Consider the following 5,152-nt stretch of genomic DNA (forward strand, 5'->3'; position numbering starts at 1 on the left):
AGTGGGACAGCGCGGTTGGGCAGCCAGCGTTTGGGCGATGTCCTAGCACCTTCTGCCCACCCGTTGGTACCCTCTCCTTCGCCGCCTAAGCGACCCCGACCGTCGCCATGGCCCTCGTGGCCGGCCCTCTATTTTTGGGTAGCGATTTTGTCAGGCTGGAATGCCTGGACCTGGTGCCGCCTACGCGACGGGCGGATGCGAGGCTGGCCCCGAAAGAAAGCCCCGAGAAATTCGGGGCTTTCCATGCGTCCATCGGCTCAATGATGCAAATGCATCAGCCAATAGCCGCCACCACCTATGACCAACAGAGTGGGAATACCCCACAACAAAATCACGGGCATCTTTTCCTCCTCAGCTTGCCACCATCGAGGAAAATACGCGCGACGCCGATCTTTTGTTCCGGGACCCTCCATCGCCAGATGGGGCTGAAGAGCTATCGCAGCGCATCATTCTGGCACGGGCTTCGCCGTCGTCAGCAGCGCGCCTCAGTCGCTGTCGACAAGGCCGCCGCCCGCGCAGGGAAAACACGCCGCGTGGATGGCATCGCACGCCGGCGTCAGTCTCGACCGCCGACCCGGGTGGAAAATAATCCGATGCCAAGCATGCCGGAACCGAGCAACGCCACATCGCGAACGAGCGTCGGAGAAAGGCCAAACTGATTGTGCGCGATCGACGCAAGCGCGACTGCGACGGCAGCAGCAACGCCGATCAATAAGCCGATTTTCCCCATATCCGGCGACTATAAGGCCCGCAGGGTTCGCGGCAATACGCCAAAAGGCGTGATGCCGGCGAGTGACCCAAGCAGCCTTCCCGCCTCTGCGCGCGATTGTCGCCGTGGAACTGATTGATTGATGCAGATCAACGAAGCTCGGATCGCGCGCCGGTTAAATGTTTCAGCGTAGGCGCGCCCACCGCGTTTGCGCTTACCCCCTACCCTGCGCCGCCAAAGGTCGCTCTAACGCCTTTGGCGGCCTTTTTTGTCACACGCCCTGTTGCCATTGACCCGGCGGTCCCATAGCGACTTGCGACCGTCAAACCACCAATGCATCCGCCTGCCGCCAGGTCCGAAATGCTTCAGATCGGCCGCGATGCTGCCTTGCGGATGGCGATCGACCGCTTGAAGAATTGTTCGGCGTCGGTGTTGCGACCGCGGTCCTTGTAGAAGGCGGCGAGATTCTCCAGCACGTCCGCCAGATCCGGATGGTTCGGACCGAGCGTCTTCTCGAAGGTAGCCACCGATTGCTTGAAGAGTTTCTCGGCTTCGGCATTGCGCCCCTGACGAGCGTATAGCGCGCCCAAATTGTTCATCGCCTGGGCGACGTCGGGATGATCGGGCCCGAATGCCTTCTCGGTGACGACGATCGATCGCTTGAGCAGACGCTCGGCATCGGCGTAACGATGCAGATGGATATAGGCATCGGCAAGGTTGCTCATCAGCACCGTCGCTTCGGGATCGTCGGGGCCGTGCGCCTTTTCGAGGATCGCAAGGCCGCGCCTGAACAGCGGCTCGGCCTCAATGTAGCGACGCTGATTGCTGTAGGTCGCGGCAAGGTTGCTCATCGCCATCACGATTGATGGATCCTCTGGACCGAGTGTTTTCTCGCGAATGGCGATCGAGCGCTTGAGAATCGGCTCCGCTTCCGCGTAACGCTCTTCGGCGCGGTAGAGGTCGCCCAGATTGTTCAGCAGGGTTGCGACCTCGGCATGGTCCGGACCGAGCGTCTTCTCCCTGATGGCCAGCGAGCGCTTGTACAATAACTCGGCAACCGCGTATTGACCCAGATTGTAATGGATCGTGCCGAGATCGTTCAGCGACATCGCGACGTTGGCATCGTCGGGACCGAACTCCTTCTCGCGAAGGGCGAGAGCCTTCTGGGCCAATGGCAGCGCTTCAGTGTACTTGCCGGCGCGATAAAGTTCTTTCATCTGCTGGGTAAGAGTACCCGCTTCATCCTCGGCCGCACGGGAGGAGGCGCCGGACGAAAGGCTCAAGGCGAGCGCGGTGACGGCGATACAGAACGATGCTTTCAGGGCCTTCATCGCGCATTCCTCTGCCATGGTTTTCGGCGATATGCGCTTTTGGTGCTGGCAGAGGCCGCACAGGTTCAACGCAAGGCGAGGCAAAACAGCGCAGCAATCGCGGCCACGTGACCGCGCCCGGCGCTCCCCTTGGCGTTGCAGCCGCGCATGCCCTTGCAAATACAGCGCGCGACCGCATCAACAAAAATCAGGCAGCATCGCTGTCTCTGTTCGACGGAATCACAAGGCGGAGCGTTCTTTAATTGCCATTGGCAAAACCCGGCGCATAAAATGGAAACAAGAGTTGCGTTGGAGGACGCTGTCATGACAGGAGCCGTTTTTCAGCCTGAGCTGATCGCATTGATGAAGTCCGTGCTTGAGGATGCATCGGCAACGCTTCCCGAAGCAAAACGAACATCGACCGCAAAAGCCGACATTGCTTCCAACATCCTGGCCTGCGCAGCGAGGGGAGAGCGTGATCCGGTCGTCTTGAAAGCGGCTGCGCTTTCCGCCGTCTTGGAATGCAGCCGCTATTCGCACGACGTTTCGGAAGAACGGCGCGCGATTTGATCGCGGCTTTCGGCTCTGTCCTTCGCTGCCCGCGACATCTGATCCGCCGCGCACGGATGCGTCTGTGACAGACCGGAAAAAGCCCCGGGAAGCTGCCGGCGGGTTCCATCCCGGCGGCGCGGATGCCGCCTCAAAGTTATCCTAGGTTATTCCCAAATATACCCAAGGATGTATGGTCATTGGCGGCAGGGAGGACATACGAAGAATGAGTTTTGTGTTCACGGGAACGGCAGCCAGGATATGTCGAGTGAGTCCGCTGTACCGACCTATATCCTGCAAAGTGATGGGCTATTCCGGGAAGGTCTGCGACTAATACTGTCGAAGACCCGCTTCCGTGCCCACGGCTGCGCGATCGACTTGGAGAATCTCAGCGGAATTCCCGACGATGGGCCGATCCTGTTCATCGTGGCGATCGACGCGAACCCGGCCGTCATCTGCAGCAAGATCCGAAGCCGCTATCCGCTCGCCTTCATCGTCGCGGTTGCCGACGAGAGCAATCCGCGTTCGCTCGCCAGCGCGCTGGATGACGGAGCAAACGCCGCGCTGTTCAATACCGTCAGTCCCGGCGACCTCGTCAACACGCTGCAAGCCGTGGTCAACGGCAAGCTCATTCTCATCGATGCCCGGCTCTGGCCGCTGGAAAACCAGATGCGGGAAGAACGACCGTCGCCTCCCCTGTCCGGCGAGATATTATGGGAGGCCGGGGACGAGGCTTCTGCCGCGAAGCTGTCCGCGCGGGAGATCGCGATTCTCGAGCGCATCGTGCGGGGCGACTCGAACAAGCTGGTCGCACGGTTCTTTGGCATCGCGGAGCCGACGGTGAAGGCGCATGTGAAGGCGATCCTGCGAAAAATCGGCGCCAGCAATCGCACGCAGGCTGCGATCTGGGCTTTCAACCACCACTTGTTCGATCAGGCCAGCGGGGCGCAGGCCGAGCTTGAGGTATTGCTCCAGGATCAGGCGGTGCGCTGAAGATGCCAGCCGTTACCGGGCGGCTCTCCGGGCCGGCCATCGCGGGCGCGAGGCCTTGCGCGTGATCGCCCCGGTCGCAACCTCGACGACGGAGGTGACGGCCAGCACGATCCAGACGAACAGCGCAAATTGCCGGGCATTCTCGAACGGTTCCGATTGCGGCGGCCGCCGCGAGACGGGCTTCGGCCCGAGCTGATCCAGCTCGAGCCGAAGCATGCCCACTTCACCAAAGCGATCCGCCAACGTTGCTTCCCCCACGGGTACGGGCGTCGCCGGTGCGGCGGGCGTTTCCTGCGCTGCCGTGACTGACATCCGCACGCGAGACGAATGACGGTCGTAGGTCCAGCAGCCGTCGCCGTCCCTCATTAGCGCCTGGGACGGCCATGTCCTGCCTGCTTCAGCCTGATCGAGACAGTGGCGCGAGGCGTGCGCGGCCGGCGCGCCTGTCAGCAGCAGCGCTGCCAGCGCAGCGGCGAGTGGTGGAAGACCATGCTGGAGACGGACATAGTTTCCGACACTCGCCGCGTCGCCCGCGCCGGCATCATAAATGTTATCGGGATCGCACCATTGGGCGAGGCACTCGCGACACATCATCGCCTCTCGATGCCAGAACGATGCCTTGACGTAGTCCACATCGCGCCGGCAGGAATCGCAGATCATCGCTGCGCCTCGTCAATGGTGCGTCGCAGTTCGGCGCGGACCTCGCGCCGCTCCAACTCCTTGACCAGTTCGTCCCCGGTTCTGCTGTTCGCATCGGCGTAGAACCGCGTCTGGGAGACCTGATCGCCGGTCGTCCGTGTCATCGCGCAGCCGCCCAGCGTCACCGAGACCAGCACAATGAGGAGCGGTGCCATGACCAGAAGGTACGGCACCACCCAGTACAGGATCATGTCATTCCCTCGGGCGCCTTCGCCGCGATCCGGTCCCGGAACGTCTCGCAGAGCTGACGGACCTCGTCGGTGGCGCTGGAGCAGGATTCGATTTCGTTGAAGATGCGCTTGCCTTCCTTGCGATAGCGCGCCGCCGTGGCCTTGATATCCTTGAGCATGGCGGAAGCCGATGTCGTAAGCTGTTCGCAGCGCTGCGCCATTTCCTTCACGAACTCGCCGACCGCTTCGATTTCCTTCGCGGTCAGCTCATATTCCCTGACAATGGCCTCGGCCGAGAGCTTGCCGATCTCGGTCGCGTCTTCACGGTGGTTGACATAGTCCGGAACCGCGAGCACCCGCGGCACCGAGTCCACCGGCTGGATGTGCGGGGTCCTGTGCACCACCGCTTCGTGAATTTCTCCCTCGATCTGACTGATGTCGAACGGCCGCGCCGCAGTATTATGTCCTCTCATCGTATTCACTCCTCTGGCAATCTTCTCGCTGCAAAAAGCTGGTTGCGGTTGCCTCCAGCCCGTGGGTGGATTACCGAGCCAGCGGCCGGGATCGAGGACGCTGTGCCGCCGGCAATTTTCAATTCGACAGTCTTGTTCGCAGAACTGATCCCCCAACCTCCGTCTTTGGCGCGCCGGCTAGATCGCGTCGGCACCCTCGTCCCAAACGATTTCTCCGCAGCCGGCACACCGGTACAAGCGAACGGTGCT

The 5,152-nt window shown here is 61.6% G+C and carries 7 protein-coding genes; 3 read left to right on the plus strand and 4 right to left on the minus strand.

Going from position 1 to position 5,152, the window contains the following annotated elements; genetic code table 11:
- The first annotated feature begins 107 nt into the window (after positions 1–107).
- Positions 108–659, plus strand: coding sequence for a hypothetical protein (locus tag VFL62_RS13130; protein WP_325172810.1), 552 nt, complete (start codon positions 108–110; stop codon positions 657–659).
- 415 nt (positions 660–1,074) lie between these two features.
- On the opposite strand, the gene VFL62_RS13135 is transcribed toward VFL62_RS13130, so the two are convergent.
- Positions 1,075–2,040: a tetratricopeptide repeat-containing protein gene (locus tag VFL62_RS13135; protein ID WP_325172811.1), complete on the minus strand. Its 966-nt coding sequence runs from the start codon at positions 2,038–2,040 to the stop codon at positions 1,075–1,077.
- Positions 2,041–2,169: 129 nt separating this feature from the next.
- On the opposite strand from VFL62_RS13135, the gene VFL62_RS13140 reads away from it, so the two are divergent.
- The gene (locus tag VFL62_RS13140; protein WP_325172812.1) at positions 2,170–2,589 is read left to right on the plus strand and encodes a hypothetical protein; all 420 of its coding nucleotides are present in this window, start codon (positions 2,170–2,172) and stop codon (positions 2,587–2,589) included.
- Positions 2,590–2,829: 240 nt separating this feature from the next.
- Positions 2,830–3,561: a response regulator transcription factor gene (locus tag VFL62_RS13145; protein ID WP_325172813.1), complete on the plus strand. Its 732-nt coding sequence runs from the start codon at positions 2,830–2,832 to the stop codon at positions 3,559–3,561.
- Positions 3,562–3,573: 12 nt separating this feature from the next.
- On the opposite strand, the gene VFL62_RS13150 is transcribed toward VFL62_RS13145, so the two are convergent.
- The 3 genes from VFL62_RS13150 to VFL62_RS13160 are packed head-to-tail and all read right to left on the minus strand — an operon-like array spanning position 3,574 to position 4,903.
- The gene (locus VFL62_RS13150; protein WP_325172814.1) at positions 3,574–4,221 is read right to left on the minus strand and encodes a hypothetical protein; all 648 of its coding nucleotides are present in this window, start codon (positions 4,219–4,221) and stop codon (positions 3,574–3,576) included.
- A complete protein-coding gene (locus VFL62_RS13155; RefSeq protein ID WP_325172815.1) occupies positions 4,218–4,451 on the minus strand; it encodes a hypothetical protein in 234 nt (77 codons plus the stop codon). The genes VFL62_RS13150 and VFL62_RS13155 overlap by 4 nt, the downstream gene beginning before the upstream one ends.
- On the minus strand, positions 4,448–4,903 hold the full coding sequence (locus VFL62_RS13160; RefSeq protein ID WP_325172816.1) for a hypothetical protein: 456 nt from the start codon (positions 4,901–4,903) through the stop codon (positions 4,448–4,450). The genes VFL62_RS13155 and VFL62_RS13160 overlap by 4 nt, the downstream gene beginning before the upstream one ends.
- Between the last annotated feature and the right edge of the window lie 249 nt (positions 4,904–5,152).

It is taken from the genome of Bradyrhizobium sp. (assembly GCF_035701725.1).
Lineage (GTDB): Bacteria > Pseudomonadota > Alphaproteobacteria > Rhizobiales > Xanthobacteraceae > Bradyrhizobium.